The 20099-nt window shown below is 66.3% G+C and carries 15 protein-coding genes; 8 read left to right on the top strand and 7 right to left on the bottom strand.

All coding sequences use genetic code 11. The features are described from left to right. Window positions 1–38 precede the first annotated feature (38 nt). On the bottom strand, window positions 39–1202 hold the full coding sequence (locus ACQR1I_RS35180) for a cysteine desulfurase family protein (RefSeq protein WP_434870888.1): 1164 nt from the start codon (window positions 1200–1202) through the stop codon (window positions 39–41). 114 nt (window positions 1203–1316) lie between these two features. On the opposite strand from ACQR1I_RS35180, the gene ACQR1I_RS35175 reads away from it, so the two are divergent. Then, window positions 1317–2159, top strand: coding sequence for a LytTR family DNA-binding domain-containing protein (locus ACQR1I_RS35175; RefSeq protein WP_434870889.1), 843 nt, complete (start codon window positions 1317–1319; stop codon window positions 2157–2159). A gap of 325 nt (window positions 2160–2484) precedes the next feature. Further along, on the top strand, window positions 2485–3132 hold the full coding sequence (locus tag ACQR1I_RS35170) for an alpha/beta hydrolase (protein WP_006614822.1): 648 nt from the start codon (window positions 2485–2487) through the stop codon (window positions 3130–3132). An 11-nt stretch (window positions 3133–3143) separates the two neighbouring features. Here the strand turns inward: ACQR1I_RS35170 and ACQR1I_RS35165 are convergent, their stop codons facing one another. The 3 genes from ACQR1I_RS35165 to ACQR1I_RS35155 form a co-directional block, all read right to left on the bottom strand. After that, on the bottom strand, window positions 3144–3848 hold the full coding sequence (locus tag ACQR1I_RS35165; RefSeq protein ID WP_434888881.1) for an imm11 family protein: 705 nt from the start codon (window positions 3846–3848) through the stop codon (window positions 3144–3146). A gap of 221 nt (window positions 3849–4069) precedes the next feature. Continuing rightward, entirely contained in the window at window positions 4070–4747 is a 678-nt protein-coding gene (locus ACQR1I_RS35160; RefSeq protein WP_434870891.1) for a glutathione S-transferase family protein, read from the bottom strand. 81 nt (window positions 4748–4828) lie between these two features. After that, on the bottom strand, window positions 4829–5932 hold the full coding sequence (locus tag ACQR1I_RS35155; RefSeq protein ID WP_434870892.1) for an anhydro-N-acetylmuramic acid kinase: 1104 nt from the start codon (window positions 5930–5932) through the stop codon (window positions 4829–4831). A 195-nt stretch (window positions 5933–6127) separates the two neighbouring features. On the opposite strand from ACQR1I_RS35155, the gene tyrS reads away from it, so the two are divergent. Continuing rightward, entirely contained in the window at window positions 6128–7381 is a 1254-nt protein-coding gene (tyrS, locus tag ACQR1I_RS35150; RefSeq protein WP_434870893.1) for a tyrosine--tRNA ligase, read from the top strand. A 56-nt stretch (window positions 7382–7437) separates the two neighbouring features. Beyond that, on the top strand, window positions 7438–8694 hold the full coding sequence (locus ACQR1I_RS35145; RefSeq protein WP_434870894.1) for an MFS transporter: 1257 nt from the start codon (window positions 7438–7440) through the stop codon (window positions 8692–8694). Between the two features lie 9 nt (window positions 8695–8703). Here ACQR1I_RS35145 and ACQR1I_RS35140 read toward each other — a convergent pair whose 3' ends face one another. Continuing rightward, on the bottom strand, window positions 8704–12381 hold the full coding sequence (locus ACQR1I_RS35140) for a YhdP family protein (protein ID WP_434870895.1): 3678 nt from the start codon (window positions 12379–12381) through the stop codon (window positions 8704–8706). Between the two features lie 502 nt (window positions 12382–12883). Here ACQR1I_RS35140 and ACQR1I_RS35135 point away from each other — a divergent pair. Together ACQR1I_RS35135 and ACQR1I_RS35130 are read left to right on the top strand one after the other, a co-directional pair. Further along, the gene (locus ACQR1I_RS35135; protein ID WP_434870896.1) at window positions 12884–13540 is read left to right on the top strand and encodes a peroxiredoxin; all 657 of its coding nucleotides are present in this window, start codon (window positions 12884–12886) and stop codon (window positions 13538–13540) included. Window positions 13541–13646: 106 nt separating this feature from the next. Further along, on the top strand, window positions 13647–15014 hold the full coding sequence (locus ACQR1I_RS35130; RefSeq protein ID WP_434870897.1) for a peptidoglycan DD-metalloendopeptidase family protein: 1368 nt from the start codon (window positions 13647–13649) through the stop codon (window positions 15012–15014). A 271-nt stretch (window positions 15015–15285) separates the two neighbouring features. On the opposite strand, the gene metC is transcribed toward ACQR1I_RS35130, so the two are convergent. Further along, window positions 15286–16449 (bottom strand): cystathionine beta-lyase, encoded by a 1164-nt coding sequence (gene metC, locus ACQR1I_RS35125; protein WP_434870898.1) that lies wholly within the window; start codon window positions 16447–16449, stop codon window positions 15286–15288. Window positions 16450–16545: 96 nt separating this feature from the next. Then, complete coding sequence (locus tag ACQR1I_RS35120) at window positions 16546–17679, bottom strand: pyridoxal phosphate-dependent aminotransferase (protein WP_434870899.1); 1134 nt, start codon at window positions 17677–17679, stop codon at window positions 16546–16548. Between the two features lie 105 nt (window positions 17680–17784). On the opposite strand from ACQR1I_RS35120, the gene ACQR1I_RS35115 reads away from it, so the two are divergent. Together ACQR1I_RS35115 and ACQR1I_RS35110 are read left to right on the top strand one after the other, a co-directional pair. Next, window positions 17785–19221 carry a PLP-dependent aminotransferase family protein gene (locus ACQR1I_RS35115; RefSeq protein ID WP_434870900.1) on the top strand — a complete coding sequence of 479 codons (1437 nt, stop codon included), beginning with the start codon at window positions 17785–17787 and terminating at the stop codon, window positions 19219–19221. A 66-nt stretch (window positions 19222–19287) separates the two neighbouring features. Beyond that, window positions 19288–20022, top strand: coding sequence for a DUF4279 domain-containing protein (locus tag ACQR1I_RS35110; RefSeq protein ID WP_434870901.1), 735 nt, complete (start codon window positions 19288–19290; stop codon window positions 20020–20022). The last annotated feature ends 77 nt before the right edge of the window (window positions 20023–20099 follow it).

The raw sequence follows: 20099 nt of genomic DNA, 5'->3' as shown, positions 1-20099 counted from the left end.
GAACCGTCTTACGACGTTTCGTGGACGAAATCACGCCCTTAGAATCGCTCAAGCGCTGTTTCGTCGCGTCCTTTAAGTAGGGTCATCGATAGCTTTCGCCAAGCCTCCAGGGCCCGATCGACCTCCGCCGAGGTCGTGGACCAGCCCAGACTGAGGCGCACCGCTCCCTGGGCGGCGGCGGAACCGACGCCCATCGCCTCCAGCACGTGGGACGGCTGGACCTTGCCGGACGAGCAGGCGGAGCCGGACGATACCGCGATACCTGCGAGATCGAAGCCGATCACGGCCGTTTCGGCCTTCATGCCGGGCGCGGTGAACAGCGTGGTATTGGGCAGCCGGGCTGCCTCGGCGGAGAACACCGTCAGCTCCGGCGTGCCGCGAAGGCCGGCCTCCAGGCGATCGCGGAGGCCGGCGATCCGCGTCATATCCACCTCGAGTGTGGCCAAGGCCGACGCGGCGGCGGCGCCAAATCCGGCAATTCCGGCCACGTTCTCGGTTCCGGCCCGCCGCCCGCGCTCCTGGCCCCCGCCGCGGAGAAGCGGGACGACATCCTCGATCCCGGTGCCCAGCACCAGCGCGCCAACGCCCTTGGGACCACCGATCTTGTGCGCAGAAAGGGTCGCAAGGTCAGCGCCCATCTCGTTGATATCAAGCGGGATTTTCCCGAACGCCTGGATCGCATCGACATGCAGCAGGCCGCCTGCCTGGCGCACGATGTCAGCCAGTTGAGAGACCGGTTGAAGCACCCCGGTCTCGTTGTTTGCGGCCATCACCGACACCAGGGCCGGGGGCCCGCCGGCCAGCAGATCTTGCAGCCGGCGCAGATCGACCACACCGGAGGAATCGACCGGGATCGTCTGCACGGCGCCAGGTGCGAACCGGCCGCCGGAGAGCACCGAGGCATGCTCGACGGCCGAGACCAGCAGCCTTTCGACTGGCCCGGGCGGCGCCTTCAACCCCGGAGTCAGCGCCAGCACATTGGCCTCGGTTCCGCCGGAGGTGAACACGACGCGGCGGGCGGCGGCGCCGAGCCCGCGGGCGATGACCTCGCGCGCGTCCTCCATCAGCCGCCGCGCCTTGCGGCCCTCGGCATGCACCGATGACGGATTGCCGACCAGGTCCATGGCGGCGATCATCGCCTGCCGCGCCTCGGGGCGCAGCGGCGTCGTCGCGTTCCAATCGAGATAGATCCTGTCGGCCATCGCTCGCTCTTAGCAAGTTGCGCCGCGACCGGCCACGCTCGTCCGCGCCGTGATGATGCTGGAGGCGCGGCGTGGTATGGTCGGACGCAAATGTGAGATAGCGGGTCCGGTGCCATGAACAAGCTCGTCGGCTCGATGCTGCGTCCGGGTGACCGGACCTTCTACGCGGTCATGGCCGGGCTCTCGCTCGGCATCGGGCTCGTCAACGCCTTCTCGGCCGCCCACGACGACGTCAGACGCGGCGCGGCCTACGATCTCGACAAGCAGTTGGTGTGGGAGATGACGAGCATCGTCGTCATCATCCTGCTGGCGCCGCTGCTGGCCGCCACCGTTCGCTCGATCCGGCGCGGTCCGGCCGCCACACTCCGTCACGTCGCGGTCGCCGTTGCCGCAATCGTGATCTTCTCTGCGCTTCACATCATCGGCATGGTGACGCTGCGCAAGCTTCTGGTGTGGAGTGCGGGCGGCGCCTATGACTTCCAGCTCTCGCTCGCCACCATCGTGTACGAGTTCCGCAAGGACCTCATGACGGCGCTGCTCATCGGCGCCACGCTCTGGCTGTATGACGGCTATCGCACGAGCTGTACCCCGGAGCCCGCGCCCCAGTCCCAACCTCCTGCCCCCGCGACGCTCTGGCTGCGGGACGGCACGAGCCGCATCCGCGTCGCCCCGTCCGACATCCTGTGGGTCGCCTCCGCCGGCAACTACGTCGAATACGGCATGGCCGACGGCAAGCAGCATCTGATCCGCGGGACGCTGGCAGCAGCCGAGCGCGAGCTCGAGCGCTTCGCGCTGGTTCGAATCCATCGTGGCCGGCTGGTCAACTTGGCCAGGGTGACCGCAGTGTCGCCGCTGCCATCGGGCGATTTCGGCCTGACCTTCGATACCGGGCACACCGTCCAGGGCAGCCGCCGCCATCGCAGCGCTGTCCAGCAGCTGGAGCAGGCGCCGCACTGAACCGGGCGTTCAGAAAAACTCCAGCATTTTCATCGGATTGCGGGAGTATCCCGATCCCTCCCCGCGGCCCCGCCATCGCGCATCCGTTGCGCAAGCGCGGGCCCGCCGCCCGCCGCAGCCCTGTCGCCCGGCGTTGAAAATCCTTGCTTTTTGCCCTGCGCTCCATGTTAGAAGGCCAACTTCCAGTCACGCCCGCGCTGCTCCGTCCAAGCGAACGGAGGGCGCTCGATCACCACTTTTCCTGCGGATGTACCCTGCTGATCTTCGGCGAGGCGCCAGATGAAGCACGGACGAAGTCGGTCGATGCCCTGCCAAGGATTCTCTGATGCCTGAAGTCATCTTCAACGGTCCGGCCGGCCGCCTCGAGGGCCGTTACCATCCGGCGAAGCAGAAGAACGCGCCGATCGCGATGATCCTGCATCCGCATCCGCAGTTCCACGGCACGATGAACCATCAGATCGTGTACCAGTGCTACTACGCGTTCGCGCATCGCGGCTTCTCGGTGCTGCGCTTCAACTTCCGCGGCGTCGGCCGCAGCCAGGGCTCGTTCGACCACGGCACCGGTGAGCTGTCAGACGCCGCGTCGGCGCTCGACTGGGCGCAGACCATCAACCCCGAGGCCCGCGCCTGCTGGGTCGCCGGCTTCTCGTTCGGCGCCTGGATCGGCATGCAGCTCCTGATGCGCCGTCCCGAGGTCGAGGGCTTCATCTCGATCGCCCCGCCGGCCAATCTCTACGACTTCTCGTTCCTGGCACCCTGCCCGTCGTCGGGCCTGATCGTGCACGGCGAGAAGGACGCGGTCGTCCCGCCGAAGGACGTCAACACCCTGGTCGAGAAGCTGAAGACGCAGAAGGGCATCGTGATCGACCAGCAGGTCATCCCCGGCGCCAACCACTTCTTCGACGGCAAGCTCGAGCCGCTCATGGAGACCATCACGGCCTATCTCGACATGCGCCTCGCCAATGTGAGGTGAGGCTGCGTGCGTCATGCCTGGATTGGCTGGAATCTGAAGCCGCGGATTTTCTCCGCCCGCAATGCGTCGACGATGATGTCGTCGACGATGAGTCTGGTTGTTGCGTAGATCAGGCGAAATGCATGAGCGGAGCCTACGACCTCCGGCCGCATCCTGACATCACCAAGTCCCAGATAGTTCTTAATGCCTGGTGGATCGTCCTGGTATCGGATCACCGAGCGCTCCTCGTCGACACAATCGAGCGTCCGCATGATGTAGACAAACCAGTACGCGGGTCCGGCCTCCGGGAAACGGCTGTAGTCGACGATTACGGGCTGGAATACGAAAGCCTCCGCGTCCAGTTGCTCAATGAGGTTTTTGAGCCGGTCAGAAATCAGCCAGATGCCAAGCGTGACCGACTCCGCGTCCCGCAGAGCACTCAATTTGCGGGACCGCACGAATTCAATCTGCGGCGGTTCGGCAAACCTCAATCCACGAAAGGGCTGTTCGTGAGCCGGATGGAATCCTTTCATCTGCTCGGACTTGTTCACCCACTGATGTATCGCAAGCCTGCTTGCTCCAGCGTAGTCGATTTCGAGGGTGTAGTATTTTCGCTCGCCGGCGGGGGGGTTCGCCCTGTCTCCACCAAGCATCTCGGCGTCTCCTTTTCGATGGCCATTGTTGTCCATCCGGACCGGGCTTTCAATGGCTCCTTCGGAGAGCAAACAACGAAGCACAACCGTCAATGAATCCCATTGCCTATCTGACGGCTTCAGCAGGGTGAGACGAGGCCGCGCGATGCTGCGGCCAGAGCCCCCAGGGTGGGCAGAGGCGCGGGAGATGCTCGATCAACTCAGACGGTCATCGAAGCGCCGTACCCACCATGCCCATCGCTCGCGCGGACCCAACGGTGGGCACGCCTTCGATCGCAGCTTCGCGCCGATCTGCGGCTTTGCTTCTAAGCCGCCTGCTTCAACAAAAAGGCATCGTGTCGCGCGAGGAATGCGCGGAGCAACTCCGGATAATCTTCGCTGACCGCCGTCATCACACTCGGCCGCTGCGCGAGCCGATCACGCCAGGCTCGCACCTTCGGTGTTGATACAAAGATGCCGAGATCGCCGTACGTGTCGAACACATCGAAGTAGCGGAAGATCGGCGCGAACACCGCGTCCACCAGGCTGAACTGTGCGCCGGCGAAATACGGCCCTTCGATCAACGCGGCCTCGACGCGGGCGAACTTCGCCACCAGCGCCTCGCGCTTGGCTGCGAAGACCGCGGCGTCCTGGGTCGTCTCCAAGCCCCAGAGATCGCCGAGGATCGCCGAGCCGAACTCCATCCAGGCGCGATGCTGCGCGCGCGCCAGCGCGTCCTCCGGATGCAGCCTGGTGCCGCCTTGCGTGTCCTCGATGTACTCGCAGATCACATTGCTCTCGAACAGCGCCACCTCGCCTTGTGGCGTCGGCACCACCAGCACCGGCACCTTGCCGAGCGGCGAGATCTTCAGGAACCAGTCGGGCTTGTTGGCGAGATCGATGTCGATACGCTCGAACGCGACGCCCTTCTCGGTGAGCGCGATGACCGCGCGTTGCACGTAGGGGCAGAGCTTGTGGCTGATCAGCTTCAGGGAGGGCGACATGACATCCTCGGCAGTTTGATGCAGATGCATCAAACTAGATGCATTAGCATTCATCTGTCAAGGTTCATGCAGATGCATGCATCAGGGCCGCGCGATCACCCCGCCCGTCATCGGCATCGGCACGCCCGTGGTGGTCGGATAGCTCAGCGGCAGCCCCTTCATGCCGCGCACCGCCAGGAAGCCGAATGCCTGGGCCTCCATGGCATCGGCGGACCAGCCGAGCGCGTCGGCCGATTCGACGCTCGCCGGCGCGAGCCGCTCTCTGAGCATCCGCATCATGGTGTGGTTGCGGGCGCCGCCGCCACAGACGATCCAGGTCGCCGGCGGCTTCGGCAGCAACGGAACGATGCGGGCGATGGCGGCGGCGGTGAACGCGGTCAGAGTGGCGGCCCCGTCGCCTGGCGAGACGTCGCCGAGCCGCAGAGCGGCGAAATCATTGCGGTCGAGCGATTTCGGCGGCGGCAGGCTGAAGAACGGCAAGGCCAGCGCGCTGGCAATCCAGGCCTCATCCGCAGCGCCCTGCTCCGCCACCCGGCCGTCCTGATCGAACGCCTGCCCGGTGGTCCGCAGCATGAAGTCGTCGAGCAGCGCATTGCCGGGACCGGTGTCGCAGGCGATCAGCACGTCGTCGCCGTCGATATAGGTGATGTTGGAGACGCCGCCGATATTGACCACGGCGATCGGGCCCTGGCGCGACAGCGACTGCGCCAGCGCGCGGTGATAGACCGGCACCAGCGGCGCGCCCTGCCCGCCGAAATCGACGTCGGCGGCGCGGAAATCGTGCATCACCGGAATGTGGATGGCTTTGGCCAGCGCGGCGGCATCACCGATCTGCACGGTCAGGCGGCGCTCGGGGCGATGCAGCACGGTCTGCCCGTGGAAGCCGACGATATCGATGTCTTCCGGCATCAGGCGGTGCTGCGACAGGAACGCGGCGATGGCCTCCGCGTGCGCGGCCGTGACCGCCAGTTCAGCGTCCCGGACCCGCCCAGGCCTGGCCTCACGGCGCTCTATCTGCACCGCAGCCGCCAGCGCCTCGCGCAACAGGCTGCGCTCGGCGGGGCTGTAGGGACGGTAGCCGGAGGGGCCGAGGCTCTTGACCTGCCGACCGTCGGTCTCGATCAGGGCCACGTCCACCCCGTCTAGCGAGGTGCCACTCATGAGGCCAAGTGCGGTCAGAATCATTGCGATCGAACCCGAAAACCCTGCCCTGCGAGCCAAGTACGGCCGATTTGAGGTCCCACCGGAGCCGTGCACATGCTTGTACAAGCCCGGCGCATCTTATAATGCCACAACGCCCGCTGCCGTGGCATGTGCGCTCCGGCACCTCGCCGCGACATCAGGTCAATACCGTAAACAAAAGCTCAGAGCTGCCCGACAATGACTGGCTTCAAGTCTGATTTCCTGAACGTGCTGCAGAGCCGTGGGTTCATTCATCAGTGCTCGGATTTCGAGGGCCTGGATGCGCTCGCCGCCAAGGGCCAGGCGACCGCCTATGTCGGCTATGACTGCACCGCACGCTCGCTGCACATCGGCAACTTCCTGACCATGATGATGCTGTACTGGCTGCAGCAGAGCGGCAACAAGCCGATCACCCTGATGGGCGGCGGCACCACGATGGTCGGCGATCCCTCCGGCAAGGACGAGACCCGCGCGATGCGCACGGTCGAGGAGATCGAGGCCAACAAGGCCTCGATCCGCGGCGTGTTCGCAAAAGTGCTGCGCTATGGCGACGGCGCCAGCGACGCGATCATGCTCGACAATGCCGAGTGGCTGACCCAGCTGAAGTGGATCGAGATGCTGCGCGACATCGGCCGGCACTTCTCGGTCAATCGCATGCTGACGATGGATTCGGTGAAGCTCCGGCTCGAGCGCGAGCAGGAGATGAGCTTCATCGAGTTCAACTACATGGTCTGCCAGGCCTACGACTTCGTGGAGCTTGCGCGGCGCACCGGCTGCCGGCTGCAGATGGGCGGCTCCGACCAGTGGGGCAACATCGTCAACGGCGTCGAGCTCGGCCGCCGCATGGGCACCGAGCAGCTGTTCGCGCTGACCACGCCGCTCTTGACCACCGCTTCCGGCGCCAAGATGGGCAAGACCGCGCAGGGCGCGATCTGGCTCAACGCCGACCAGTGCAGCCCGTATGAGTTCTGGCAGTACTGGCGCAACACCGAGGACGCCGACGTCGTCAAGTTCTTAAAACTGTTCACGACGCTGCCGCTGTCCGAGATCGAGAAGCTCGGCGCGCTGCAGGGAGCGGAGATCAACGAGGCCAAGAAGGCGCTGGCGGATGCGGCGACCACCTTGCTGCACGGCGAGGAGGCTGCGCGGACCGCCGCCGAGACGGCGCGCCGCACCTTCGAGGAAGGCGCGATCGCCGAGAACCTGCCGACGGTCGAGGTCATCAGGTCCGAGCTCGATGCCGGGCTCGGCGTGCTCAACGCCTTCGTCAAGGCCGGGCTCGTCGCGTCCAACGGCGAGGCGAGGCGGCAGATCAAGGGCGGCGGCCTGCGCGTCAACGACGTCGCCGTGACCGACGAGAAGATGGCGTTGACGGCAGCACAATTGACCAGCGAGGGCGTGATCAAGCTGTCGCTGGGCAAGAAGCGTCACGTGCTGATCAAGCCTGCATAGGGGCATTCGCGTTTGCCTGCTTGTCAGGGCGCGCCGAAGAGCGCTCCCTGACGGCCATGACGATCAGCGCACCACAAGAGCCAGCGCAAGCCGAGGACACCTCAAACACGCCGCGTGCGCGCATGGCGTTCGTCGTGCTGGGCCTGTGCTTTGCGCTGTCAGTGCTCGGCCGCGGCCTCGGCGAGAGCTTCACCGTCTTTCTCAAGCCGATCTCCGACAGCTTTGGCTGGGACCGCGCCGAGGTGGTCTCGATCTACTCGCTGACAGCCTTGGCGGGCGGCCTCGCCGCGCCTGTCATCGGCCGGCTGTTCGACCATTCCGGACCGCGAACGGTCTATGCGCTGGGGCTCCTCTCGCTGGGCTCGGCGTTCACGGCGGCCGCGCATGCGCAGGCGCTGTGGCAATTCCAGCTCAGCATCGGGCTGTGCGTCGGCATCGGCATCGCGCTGATCGGCAACGTGCCGAATTCGATCCTGCTGGGCCGCTGGTTCGGCAAGAAGCTGCCGACCGCGATGGCGGTGATCTATTCGGCGACCGGCGCCGGCGTGCTGCTGCTGCTGCCGGGCTCGCAGCTCCTGATCGACGCCATCGGCTGGCGCAGCGCCTATCAGCTGTTCGGCGCCGCCGCCTTCATCCTGCTGGTGCCATTGGCGCTGCTGCCATGGCGGCTGTTTGCCGCCGGCGCGCCTCACATCATCAGGCCGATCGCCGACGAGTTCGCCGAAGACGCCTGGACGTTGTCGCGGGCGCTGCGCCATCACGCCTTCTGGGCGCTGTTCTCGACCTTCTTCTTCACCGCTGTCGGCATGTATGCGATCGCGCCGCAGGTCGTCGCCTATCTGATCGATGCGGGCTTCGCGCCGCTGCAGGCCGCCACCGCCTGGGGCTTTTCCGGCGTCGTGCTGCTGTTCGGCATGCTCGGCGTATCCTGGCTCGACGGGCTGATCGGGCGCAGGCCATCGGTGCTGTTGTCCTACGCAGTCTCGATCGCTGGCATCATCATGCTATGGGCCCTGCAATTCGCGCCCAACATGGTGCTGCTCACCGGTTTCGTGATCTGCTTCGGCAGCATGATCGGCTCGCGCGGGCCGCTCTTGTCGGCGACTGCGATGAAGATCTTCCGCGGCAAGCGGGTCGGCACGATCTACGGCGCGATCACGATCGGCAGCGGACTCGGCTCGGCGCTGGGGTCATGGAGCGGCGGCGTCATCCACGATCTCACCCACGGCTACGACGCCGTGATCGCGCTCGCGCTGATCAGCGTCGTCATCGGCATGATCCCGTTCCTGGTGGTGCCGGCGCTGCGGCGCTGACGCGCGAGCTCAGTTGTTCGGCGCGACTTCTGGGGGCGGATAAGGCTGCTGGCCGGTATTGAACCTGAAGATGTTGCGGAACACGCCGGGCATGATCGCGGAGACCGGATTGAGGTTCACCACCGGCTTGCCGGGCGTGCCGACCACTTCGAAGGTGACGCCGAACACGCCTTCGCGATTGCCGTTGCCCAGCAGCAGGCCAATCAGGGGAATCTGGCCGGGAATGTTGTTCAGCCCGCAAGCCGGGATCATGGTTCCGCTCATGCGGACCTGGCTCACATTGTAATCGATGTTGCCTTCGATCGTCAGGCAGATCGCCGGCCCCTGCACCGAACCGTCGCGGACCGACAGGAAGCCGGGTTGCCGGGTGAACTCGGCGCGCGCCGTGGTGAAGCCGACAGCCTGTCTACCGGCGCCGCCTCCACCGGCAAGGGCACGATCCAGCGCGGGCTCGTCCTTGACGCTGAAGTTGCGCATGTTGACCAGGCCCTCCTTCGGCGTGGAGTCCGCCGTCGGCGGCTCCACTGCAAGCTCCAACTGGCCTCCGATCACCTTGGCGTAAGTGTCGGTGAATTTGAGAAGGGCACCGGCATCGTCGGTCAGGAGATAGATCACTTCGCGGCCCTGGCGCCGTCCGCTGCGCTGGTCCGCGGCAGGCGCATCGCGGCCGACGCGCAGATCGGCGGTGACCGGCGTGTCGCGACCGATCTTGCCGGCGAGGTTGAAGCTCTTGAACGCGCCGCCGCGCCGCGACAGCTTCACGTCGACGCCGCGCATCGTCTCGCCGTTGAAGCCGGTGACCACGCCGAGCTTGACCTCGGCATCGAAGTCGACGTTCGAACGCGACTTGTTCTTGTCGGCATCCTTGTTGGTGCCCGAGATCGCCGACTTCAGGAAACCCTTGCCGTCGAACAGGTCGCCGCGCATCGACAGCTTCAGCACGCCGTCCTGGCCGCGTTCCGCCTTGATCTGCGTCTTGTCGCCATCCGACGGCGCGTAGGTCGGGAAGTTGGCGTTCATCAGGTCGCCGTTCTGGTCGACCTCGAGCGAGCCCTTGATGGAGACGCCGCCGCCCTCGATGTTGATGTCCTCGAAGCGGGTCGACTGCGGCTTCGACACCACGTTGAAGGTCGCCTTGCCCGACTTGCCCGGATTCTTCACCCAGCCCGGCAGCAAATTGTCGAGCTTCAGCTTGGTGAGATCAGCCTCGACGCCGATCCGGCTGTCGCGATCGGGGCCCGACGCGATCTTGCCATTGAGCTTCAACGGCACGTCGCCGGCCATCGCGGTGCCGAGGTCGAGGCCGAGCCGGGCCCGGCTGGCGTCGTCGAGCGTCGCCTGCATCCGGATGTCGGCATCGCCGTCGGTCGGCTTGCGATAGTCGAGCGTGGCCGGCTGACCGTTGATCTTGACGTCGCCCTTGACCTGGTAGCCGGCGGTGTTGGCCACGATCTTGAGCGTATTGGCCTCGAGCTTCTGCCCCATCACCAGCTTGTCGGCGGCAAAGCCGTTGAGATCCGCCGTGACCGCGTAGTTGGTATCTGCCTTGGTCAGCTCGCCCTTGACCGGCATCGCCAGGTTGACGGTGGCCTGGAACGTTCCCTTGGTCTGGTTCGGATCGATCGGGATCGCCGTGGTGTCGCTGAGCCGGTCGGACGCCAGGATCTCCGCGGCGGCCGCGACCGGGCCGTCGACGCGCATGCGCACCTTCGACGGCGACGGCTTCGGCGCCATGTCCGGCACTTCGAACACGGCATCGGAGACGTTGAGCTTGCGTCCCGCCGGCGTATCCGCGACGCCCTGCCCGAGCGTCACCGTGGCGGTGCGACCGGTCACATGCACCTTCATATCCGCATCGCGCACCGACGGCAGGCCGTCCACGGGATGGACGGTGACGCTGCTGGCGACAATGTTGACGTCGAGGCCGTCGTCCGGAATCGGCGGTCCCTTGCGCGGCAGGTTGCGGGTCGGCGAATTGACCGCGACGTCCATCCGCTGCACCGAGCCTTTCTCGATGCGCTCGATGATCCAGGCGCGCACCTCCGGCACGATCAGCGCCGGCCAGATCCGCTTCATCGCGAGCGCCGGCATCGGCGTCGTGGCGAAGCCGAGCTTGAGCCTGGGCTCGCCGGCATAGTCGATGCTGCCGGTGCCGGCGATGCCGATCTCGCCGTTGGACACCTCGGCCTGCGTCAGCAACACGCGCTTGCCTTCGGTGTCGAAGCGCACGTTGATGGAGATGCGGCTGAAGATCAGCGGCGGGTCGTTGGCGATGGCGCCGAGCAGGATCGTGCCGCTGCTTAAGTTGAGCCGCCAGTCGTTGTTGACATCGTTCGGCGGCTCGAGATGGGCGTTCAGCGTGATGCGGTTGGCGCCCGAGATCACTCGGAACGGCGCGACCAGCACGCGGCGGCCGGCGTCCCACTCCATGTTGATCTCGGCTGAATCGATCGCCATCGGATAGTCGGGCGTGTCGGTGTCGATGACGTTGCCGGCGCCGATGTTGATCTTGCCGCGCAGATAGGTCGGCAGCCCGTCGCGGCCGAGCTCGCCCTTGATCTCTCCCGTCAGCGGCAGATCCGCAAAGTAGGTGAGATCCTTCAGCCGCAACGCCAGCAGGATGTTGCTGGTCGAGACCTTATCGGCCTTGATGTCGAGGCTGCGCACGCCGTTGGCCGGCGGCCCGACCAGCACCCGCAGCAGCCACGGTTTGGCGCCCTCCTCTCCGACGCTGAGGGACACGCCGCCTCCGGATGGACGGCGCAGGCTGAGGCTGATGTTCTCGAACGTCCACTTGTTGCCGCGCTGCTGATCGTCGACCACCAGCACGCCGTTCTTCAGGCCGATCTCATTGAGGTTCTGGCCGTCGAGCCCGGTCAGGCTGAGGCTGTCGAGCCAGTCGAGCCCGGCGAGCAGGCCGTTCTGGGCGGTCGCGGGCGGATTTGCAGGGGCGGCCTGCGGCGCATTGGCCTGGGGCGCGGCCGCGGTCGGAGCCGGGCCCTGCTGACCCGGCCGCGGAAAAGTCGGCGGCAGGCCGGCCTCGCGCTTGCTCGCGACGCCGGTGGCCAGCGGCTTGGCGGTGTCGCCGGTGGAGACGGTGACGGTCCCGTCGGGGGTGATCCGGATCGAGAGTTCGGCGTCGACAAGCTTCAAACTCTCGGCGCGCAGCTGACCCATCAGCAGCGCCGGGCCGGACAGCCGAACCTCGGCCTTGGGCGCGCTGGCAACCACGGCACGATCCTGATCGCGCACGACGATGTCGCGGATCCGGACCGCGACACGGATCCGGCCGGCGCGTTCGATCTGGGTGCCGCCGACTTCGACCGTGTTGCCGTGACCGATATTGTCCGCGATCGCCGCCGCCAGCCACGGCGTTGCGATGTCGAGGCTGATCGGACCGACGCCGAGTCGCAGCCACAATCCGGCGAAGCCGATACCCAGAATCACGACCAGCAGCACCAGCGAGACCAAGGAGCGCCGTAGCAGCCGGCCTTTGCGCCGCTCGACCCGTTCCGGCCCGACCGCACCGGAACGCGACAACAGGCGGCGCGCGCGCGCGTCAGCGGCCTCGTCATGCTCGGCTGCGTCCTCAGGCAGGTCAGCGACGTCCCAGTCGGCGTCATCCCACTGTTGGCCCTGGGTGTCCGCTTGCAGATGGGGCCGGTGGGGTGATGTCTGTCTTGCCATTGCCTCTCGGTGCTGGCCCCTGGTGTCCAAAATGGTGGTGACAATCTGGCCTCGGCCAGATTGGTCGCCGATGTGGCCCCGACCGTTCACGGGGCGCGCCCTTCGCTCGCCGGCATCGCCCGCTTCCCGTCGACCCCCGTCACGCTGCAACGGGCGCTCTCAAATCGCCTGCCGCCGTCACGCCCGCAACGCGGCGCGGACGAAGCGCAAAATCCCCATCACTATAACCTGCCGCCGTCGGCTTTGCCCACCCGCTCGTGCCGGCGAACCGGCGCCTCCCGTCCGAGCAGATTTTGTAGCGGGGATGTCTGATCCGGAGATGGTACGAGAGTCGTCATTGCTTTGGTACTCACGCGTGCTGGGTACCCATGATTGTCCGGCCATCGCAAGAGGCATGGCCTCCGGCGCGCCGGACCACGGATGCAGGATCGATCCCGGGACACCGGACAAGAACCGAGATGGTTTCATTTTTGAGCCGCTGAAAGCGACGAAAGGAAGGCGTATGTCAAAGGAATCACGGAAGAAATCCTCCAACCCGGCGTCCTACGGAGCAGCCGCCGGGAACCGCCTGGCCATGGCGGCCAGCAAGGCGGCCAAGAAGACCAGCAAGCCCACAACGGCGAAGCCGGCCAAGAAGACCACCACCAAGGCCGCAAAGTCCCTGGCCGCCAAGACTGCTCCGGCCGCGCCGGGAACCGGCCTCGCCGACGGCGCCAAGGCGCCGGCCTTCAAGCTGCCGCGCGATGGCGGCGGAACCGTTTCGCTCGCCGACTATGCCGGCAAGAAGCTCGTGCTGTTCTTCTATCCCAAGGCCAACACGCCCGGCTGCACCAAGGAGGCGATCGACTTCACCCGGCTGTCGAAGGACTTCGCGGCCGCGGGCACGGCTGTGCTCGGCGTATCAGCCGATTCGGTCAAGGCGCAGGACAATTTCCGCGACAAGCACGATCTCGCCGTGCCGCTGATCTCCGACGAGACCCACGGCATGCTGGAGGCGTATGGCGCGTGGGGCGAGAAGTCGCTCTATGGCCGCAAGTTTCTCGGCATCATCAGGAGCACGGTCCTGATCGGCGCCGACGGCCGCGTCGCCAAGGTCTGGCGCAACGTCAAGGTCGACGGCCATGCCGACACCGTGCTGGCGGCGGCGCGCGACCTGTAGAAACACGCGGCGGGGTGTTGGGGAAAAATTAACCATGCAGGGGTCAAATCCCTCCCGTAAATGACGCCGCTGGACGTAACGAGCTCCAGCCGGCGCGGGAGTGCCGATGTCGCATCGTTCCGGCCATCACGCCGAATATCCCCAGCACCATCCTCATGACCGCGGCCACGCCCACCATCCCCGGCGTGCACCGGCGAGCCATCCGGCGCCTGCTGCCGCGGCGACAGCCTCGCAGAGCGACTACACGCTGGTGCATGCCGGCAAGCAGGTGCGCATCGGCCCTGTCGTGTTCTGGATCGTGGTCGGCACGGTCAGCCTGCTCGGCGCGTGGTCGGCGGCGACCGCGACCTATTTCGCGTTCCGCGACGACGTGCTGACCCGCCTGATCGCGCGCCAGGCCGAAATGCAATACGCCTATGAGGACCGCATCGCCGAGCTGCGCGCCAAGGTCGACCGCGCCACCAGCCGCCAGCTGCTCGACCAGGAGCAGTTCGACCAGAAGCTCGACCAGATCCTGAAGCGGCAAACCGCGCTCGAAGGCCGCGCCACCGCGCTCGGCAGCATGCCCGACATCACCGGCTCGATCCGTGCGCCGGCCCGTGGCCCGGCAATCGAGCCGCCCTCGGCGCCATCAACGCCAAAACCGTCGCCGATCAGCGACACCGTCATCTTCACCGCGCCGCCGGACCGCGAGGCCCGGCTCGAATCGCGCAGCCCCGTCATGGCCAATGTGCAGCCGAGCCAGTCCACCAAGCTCGCCGGTGTCGACAACGTGCTGACGCGGCTGACGCGCTCGCTCGATCAGGTCGAGGCGCGGCAGGTCGCGATGCTGTCCTCGGCCGAGGAGACGCTCGAATCGAAGCTGCGGCGGATGCGCGGCGTGATCACCGATCTCGGCCTCGACATGGGCCAGCTCGAAGCTGCAGCGCCGAAGGGCGGCATGGGCGGCCCGTTCGTGCCGGTCAAGCTCGGCGCCGAGTCCGGCCCGTTCGAGCGCCAGCTCTATCGCATCAACATCACCCGCGCCCAGGTCGAGAAGATGAACCGGACGCTGTCGCTGGTGCCGTATCGCAAGCCTGTCATCGGCGAGGTCGAGTTCACCTCCGGCTTCGGCGTGCGCTCGGATCCGTTCCTCGGTCGCCCGGCGATGCACACCGGCCTCGATTTCCGCGCCGCCACCGGCGATCCCGTGCGTGTCACCGCCAATGGCAAGGTCGTCAATGCCGGCTGGTCCGGCGGCTATGGCCGCATGGTCGAGGTCGATCACGGCAACGGCCTCTCCACCCGTTACGGCCATCTCTCCGAGATCAACGTCAAGATCGGCCAGCAGGTGAAGATCGGCGACATCATCGGCGAGGTCGGCTCGACCGGCCGCTCCACCGGCCCGCATCTGCACTACGAGACCCGCATCGACGGCGAAGCCGTCGACCCGCAGAAGTTTCTGCGCGCCGGCGTCCGGCTGAGTGCGGGTTAGCTATCAGATGCAGTCCCGCTGAAGCCGGGCCATCACGCGACGTATAAGCTTCGTTTGAGTCCGACTTTCTCCAAACCGTCATTCCGGGGCGCGCGCAGCGCGAGCCCGGAATCCATAACCACGATGGGTGCGAGAGAGCGCGATCGATATTCCGCCATCTCGCTCTCCCCACTACGGCCTGTGAGTATGGATTCCGGGCTCGCGCTGCGCGCGCCCCGGAATGACAGCGAGGGGAGAGGTTCGGCCTCGAAGTGCTACCTCGCTGAGTGCTCTAAGCCACCAGCCCATCCAGGAACCGCGATAGGTCCGCCCACAGCTCGCCCGGCTCTTCGAGGCCGATGCTGAGTCGCACCAATCCTTCCGCCGCATTCCATGGCCGCATTGTGCGGTCGGCCATGACGTCCATCGGCACGATCAGGCTGTGGGTGCCGCCCCAGGAGGCGCCGATCGCGAACAGGCTGAGATGCCCGAGCGCGGAATAGATCCGCGCCGAGAACTCCGGCCGGATCACGACGCTGAACACCGCGCTCGCGCCGGAAAAGTCGCGTGCAAACACCTCGTGCCCCGGACAGGACGGCAGCGCCGGGTGCAGCACGCGCGCGACCGCCGGCGCCTGCTGCAGCCGCTCGGCAAATTCGCGCGCGACGCGGCCGCTATGCGCCATCCGCACGCCCATCGTCTCGATGCCGCGCAGCGCCAACGCCGCCTCGTCGGGCGACACGCCGATGCCGAGCACACCCAGCACCTCCTTCAGCGCCTTGCGCAGCGCGAGATCCTTGACGGTGATGGAGCCGAGCAGCAGGTCGGAATGGCCGCCGACATATTTCGTCAGCGCCTCCACCGCGAAGTCGACGCCATGCGCCAGCGGCTTGAACAGCAGCGGGCTGGCCCAGGTGTTGTCGCAGCCGGTGAGTACGCCCCGTGCCTTCGCCGCGCGCGCGATGGCCGGCACGTCCTGTACCTCCATCGTTCCCGAGCCCGGCGATTCCAGCCAGATCAGCCTGGTGCTCGCGTCGATGATGTCGGCGATGCCGGCGCCGATCAGCGGATCATAGACCTGATGCGCAATGCCGCGCGATGCGAGATAGTTGGCGCAGAGGTGACGCACCGGCGGATAGACGTGATCGGGAATCAGCACCTTGTCGCCCGGCTTGAGCACGGCGAGCATCGGGATCGCGACCGCAGCCTGTCCCGATGGAACCAGCACGGTGCGCTCGCCGCCATGCAGCGCCGTGATCTGCGCCTCCAGGGTCCGCGTCGTCGGCGTGCCGTGCAGGCCATAGGTGTAGCCGTCGAGGCCGCGCTCGGCGCGCCGTGCAAAATCCTGCGGATCGTCATAGACGATCGTCGAGGCGCGATGGGTCGGCACCGCCAGCGACTTGAAGCCGTCCTGGGACACGACAGGATGCTGAACGCAGCGGGTGAGATCGTGCATGGAAACCTCGTGAGAGAACGGTCAAGATTATCGTAGCGCAATCGCGCGCGAGCATCGCTCGGAAACACGTCAACGCAGGGCCGACATTCGCCCTGCTCACGCCGCCGCGGTCAGCGCCTGCGCCAGGCGCTGCAGCGCCTCGTCGAGCTCGGGCAATGCGAGCATGCCGAAGCCGAGACGGAACACGCGCGCTTCGTCGCCGAACCACGGCCCCGGCGCGACGCGCGTCTCACGCGCCGTCAGCTCGTGATGAAAGCGGGCCACCGCCGCATCGTCGAACACTTGCCGCTTCAACCTGACACAGCACAGCGCGCCGGCATCCGGCCTGACCCATTCGATCAGCCTGGCTTGATCGGCGACGAACGCTTCGGTGCGCGCCAGGCCCGCGGCCAGATGACGGCGCCGGTCGCGCATGATCGCATTCATATCGCGCAGGATGCGCCGCGAGATCGCCTCATCGACGACCGAGGTCGAGATCGTCGTGTTGAACTTGGCGAGCACGAGTTGCGCGCGCAGCGCCGCGTCGCGCGTGATCACCCATCCGGTGCGGATGCCCGGCGCGCCATGGCATTTCGAGAGCGCCGCGCAACTGACGATCCGCCGATCCTGCGCAACGAAGCTGGGGCGCGGCTCTGCCTCGCCATGCACGGCCTCGCGATAGGTCTCGTCGACCAGCAGGAACGCATCGGGACAGACCTCGTCCATGGCCGCAAGGATCTCGTGCAGCTCGCGCTCCGACAGCGCGACGCCGGATGGATTCTGCGGCGAGGCCAGGCTGACCAGCCGCGTGCGCGCCGTCAGCAGCGACCGCAATCGGTCCACATCGAGACGATAGCCGTCGTCGAAACACAGCGGCAGATCGACTACGCGCAGGCCAACCGCGGCGAGCACGTTGCGCGCGTTGGGAAACGCCGGCCTTGCGATCACCGCCTCGGCACCCGCCGCGTTGAGAATGAAGGCGAGCAGGAACAGCGCCTGCATGCTGCCGACGGTGGTGATGACATCGTTGGCATCAACGCCATGTCGCGCGGCGATCAGCCGGCGCAGCGCGACGTCGCCCTCGGTGGTGCCATAGCTCAGCGCGAGATCCTTCAGCTCGTCGCCGAGCTCGCCCGCGAGCAGGTCGCCGAGCCGCAAATCCGGGCCGACGCTTTCGGCGAGATCGTAGCGCACCGGCGATGTCAGGCTGATGATGTCATTATGCGGAAAGCGGCTGGGCAGATTGAGCATGGCGAAACTCCGGTGGATGCCGGACGCTACGCGGAGCGACCTCCCGATGACAGATACAGACCAGCCCGATTGCCACCAGCACAGATCTGCGCTTGGATGATCTGTATGGACCAGCGCACACCAGACCTGCCGCTCTATGAGGCGCTCGCCGAGCGCGTCACGGCGCTCATCGACGACGGCGTGTTGCGCGTCGGCATGCGCGCGCCCTCGGTGCGCGCCTTCGCGTCCCAGCATCACGTCAGCCTGACGACGGCGGTGCAGGCCTATCGGCTGCTGGAGGATCGCGGCGTGCTGGAGGCCCGGCCGAAATCCGGCTTCTACGTCACGCACCGGCCGCACCGGCAGCGCGCCCTGCCGACAGCGTCCCAGCCGCCGCGGCGGGCCAGACCCGTCGCCGTATCAAGTCCCGTGTTCAGCGTGCTCGCCTATGCCGGCGACCCGGCCTATGCGCCGCTGGGCTGCGCGCTCCCGAGCGCCGGCCTGCTCGCGGCCGAGCGGCTGGACCGCCACCTCGCGCGTTGCGCCCGCGTTCATGGCCGCGCCTACAACATCTATGCCGATCCCCATGGCGATGCCGAGCTGCGCCGCCAGATCTCCGCACGTGCGCTGCGGCTCGGGCACGCCGTGCCGCCCGAGGGCGTGCTCATCACCAATGGCTGCACCGAGGCACTGAACGTTGCCCTCAGCGTCACCGCCCGGCCGGGCGACACCGTCGCGATCGAATCTCCGACCTATTTCGGCCTGCTGCAGGTGCTCGAGGCCCGCGGCCTGCGCGCGCTGGAGCTGCCGACCGATCCGGCCAGTGGCGTCGACGTCGCCGCGCTCGACAAGACGCTCGGCGCCCGCCGCGTCGCCGCCTGCCTGCTCGCCTCGAGCTTCAACAATCCGCTGGGCACGCGCATCGACGAGGCGAAGAAGGCCGCGATCATCCGCGTGCTCACGCGTCATGGCGTGCCGCTGATCGAGGACGACATCTACGGCGACATCAGCTTCGGCGACGACCGGCCACGCCCGTTCGCCGCGATCGCTCCAAAGGCCGACATCATCCTGTGCAGTTCGTTCTCGAAGACGATCGCACCTGGCTATCGCATCGGCTGGCTCGCCGCCAACCGCCGCCACGACGAGATCCTCGCTGCAAAATTCGCGCTGTCGCTGAGCGGCGCGGCGTTGCCGCAGAAGGCGATGGCGGACTTCCTGAACTCAGGCGGCTACGACGCCCATCTGCGGCGCATCCGCAAGGTGTTCGCCGACAACATCGACCGCATGCGCCGCACCGTCGACCGCAGCTTCCCACGGGAGACGCGCATGACCGACCCCAAGGGCGGCTTCGTGCTGTGGCTGGAGCTGCCCGCGGGCTTCGATTCCAACGCGCTCTATGCGCGCGCCATCCGCGAGCGCATCTGCTTCGTGCCCGGCGGACTGTTCACGGCGACGTCAGGTTATCGCAACTGCCTGCGGCTGAGCTGCAGCCACGACTGGGACGCGCGGATCGAGCGCAGCGTCGAGCGGCTGGGCGAGCTGGCCGGCGAATTGCTGAGTTAGCTTTGCAGTGCGAACGTCTCGGCCTTTTGTCATAATGGGAAAATCGTGGCGAGGCAAAGTTGGATAATGACGAGGATTTCAGAAACGCACACGTCCCTGAGATTTTCCGGCGATAATCTCAACCCCGGCGCGCTGACTGCCCTTCTCGGCGGGACGCCTTCAACATGCGCGAGCAAGGGCGATGTGATAGGTGGCGGACGGATCGCCAAAACGGGCAGTTGGATCGTGCGTGCGGAGCGTCGCGCGCCTGGAGATATTGACGCGCAGGTCGAGGAAATCCTTTCGCCGCTGAGTCAGGACCTGTCGATCTGGCGCAGCCTCGGAAAATATCGACCGTACCTGTTCGTCAGTTTGTTCTTGCAGGAAACCAACGAAGGTCTTGAGATCAGTCCTGACTGCCTTTCCTTGCTCACAGAGCGCGGAATCCTGCTCGGCCTCGATATCTATAGCCCGCGTTCAGAATGGAGAAACATTCAGATCATCGACGGCGCGGATAACGCCACGTTCAGTGTGTTTCGGGCCACCGAGGACGAATTTTGTCAGATATTTTCACCCGGTGATCAGGACATGGAAATCTCGGAGGACTTCGTTCAGCGCGTGGGCGAAGCCCATGCGGACTTCGTTCTCAGCGCGATTTGGCAGCGCCCGATCCTCAAGCGCAACGTCAATGGGATTCATGGTACGCTCTACTTCAACTACCAATCCAGACGCCAGCATCTACCGTCCTCGAAGCGCGAGGTCGATCTGGCCGAGAGTTCGATCAACGCCGCTCAGCGGGTGCTGTTCGCAAAACACCGATAATGACCTTGCCCCTCGGGCTTAATCCAGTTTGAAGTTCGTTCTGGCCCAACGAGGACCAGAGCATGAAGCGCAGCCGC

This window comes from Bradyrhizobium sp. HKCCYLS2038, from assembly GCF_051167655.1.
GTDB lineage: Bacteria > Pseudomonadota > Alphaproteobacteria > Rhizobiales > Xanthobacteraceae > Bradyrhizobium.
This window is presented reverse-complemented; position numbering and strand designations above follow the sequence as displayed.

Excerpts from the sequence above, each read along its gene's own strand:
- ACQR1I_RS35115 (WP_434870900.1), top strand. The coding sequence starts at position 17,785 with ATGGACCAGCGCACACCAGACCTGCCGCTCTATGAGGCGCTCGCCGAG.
- ACQR1I_RS35175 (WP_434870889.1), top strand. The coding sequence starts at position 1,317 with ATGAACAAGCTCGTCGGCTCGATGCTGCGTCCGGGTGACCGGACCTTC.
- ACQR1I_RS35120 (WP_434870899.1), bottom strand. The coding sequence starts at position 17,679 with ATGCTCAATCTGCCCAGCCGCTTTCCGCATAATGACATCATCAGCCTG.
- tyrS (WP_434870893.1), top strand. The coding sequence starts at position 6,128 with ATGACTGGCTTCAAGTCTGATTTCCTGAACGTGCTGCAGAGCCGTGGG.
- ACQR1I_RS35155 (WP_434870892.1), bottom strand. The coding sequence starts at position 5,932 with ATGATTCTGACCGCACTTGGCCTCATGAGTGGCACCTCGCTAGACGGG.
- ACQR1I_RS35160 (WP_434870891.1), bottom strand. The coding sequence starts at position 4,747 with ATGTCGCCCTCCCTGAAGCTGATCAGCCACAAGCTCTGCCCCTACGTG.
- ACQR1I_RS35145 (WP_434870894.1), top strand. The coding sequence starts at position 7,438 with ATGACGATCAGCGCACCACAAGAGCCAGCGCAAGCCGAGGACACCTCA.
- ACQR1I_RS35135 (WP_434870896.1), top strand. The coding sequence starts at position 12,884 with ATGTCAAAGGAATCACGGAAGAAATCCTCCAACCCGGCGTCCTACGGA.
- metC (WP_434870898.1), bottom strand. The coding sequence starts at position 16,449 with ATGCACGATCTCACCCGCTGCGTTCAGCATCCTGTCGTGTCCCAGGAC.
- ACQR1I_RS35180 (WP_434870888.1), bottom strand. The coding sequence starts at position 1,202 with ATGGCCGACAGGATCTATCTCGATTGGAACGCGACGACGCCGCTGCGC.
- ACQR1I_RS35110 (WP_434870901.1), top strand. The coding sequence starts at position 19,288 with ATGACGAGGATTTCAGAAACGCACACGTCCCTGAGATTTTCCGGCGAT.
- ACQR1I_RS35140 (WP_434870895.1), bottom strand. The coding sequence starts at position 12,381 with ATGGCAAGACAGACATCACCCCACCGGCCCCATCTGCAAGCGGACACC.
- ACQR1I_RS35170 (WP_006614822.1), top strand. The coding sequence starts at position 2,485 with ATGCCTGAAGTCATCTTCAACGGTCCGGCCGGCCGCCTCGAGGGCCGT.
- ACQR1I_RS35130 (WP_434870897.1), top strand. The coding sequence starts at position 13,647 with ATGTCGCATCGTTCCGGCCATCACGCCGAATATCCCCAGCACCATCCT.